Origin of the sequence: Prevotella sp. MGM2 (assembly GCF_002933955.1) — a bacterium.
In the GTDB taxonomy this organism is placed as follows: domain Bacteria; phylum Bacteroidota; class Bacteroidia; order Bacteroidales; family Bacteroidaceae; genus Alloprevotella.
Genome location: NZ_BEWW01000051.1, coordinates 1 through 542 on the forward strand (window position 1 = coordinate 1; position 542 = coordinate 542).

The 542-nt window shown below is 53.5% G+C and carries 1 protein-coding gene; it reads left to right on the forward strand.

What is annotated here, in order from left to right; translation table 11 throughout:
- The coding region (locus C5S62_RS01330; RefSeq protein ID WP_255400124.1) for an alanine--tRNA ligase-related protein at positions 1–542 on the forward strand (542 nt) is incomplete at both ends.

Here is a 542-nt window from a genome sequence, read left to right on the forward strand (position 1 = left end):
GTTTTTCGAGTCAAAAGGACATACCATCGTGCCTTCAGCGCCCATGGTGATTAAGGACGATCCCACGCTGATGTTTACCAATGCCGGCATGAATCAGTGGAAGGACATAATTCTCGGCACGCGTGAGCCGGAACCGCGCCGGCGTGCCGATTCGCAGAAGTGCTTGCGGGTGAGCGGCAAGCATAACGATCTGGAAGAAGTCGGACACGACACCTACCATCACACCATGTTTGAAATGTTGGGTAACTGGAGTTTCGGCGACTATTTCAAGGAAGAAGCCATTGACTATGCGTGGGAATATCTCGTGAACGTGTTGAAACTCGATCCGGCCAATCTCTACGCCACCGTGTTTGAAGGCTCTGACGAAGAGAATCTCGGCCGCGACAACGAGGCTGCCGCCATTTGGGCAAAGCACCTGCCGGCCGATCATATTATCAACGGCAACAAGCACGATAATTTCTGGGAAATGGGAGAGACCGGCCCATGCGGTCCTTGCTCTGAAATCCATCTCGACTCCCGCTCCGATGAGGAGAAGGCCAAAG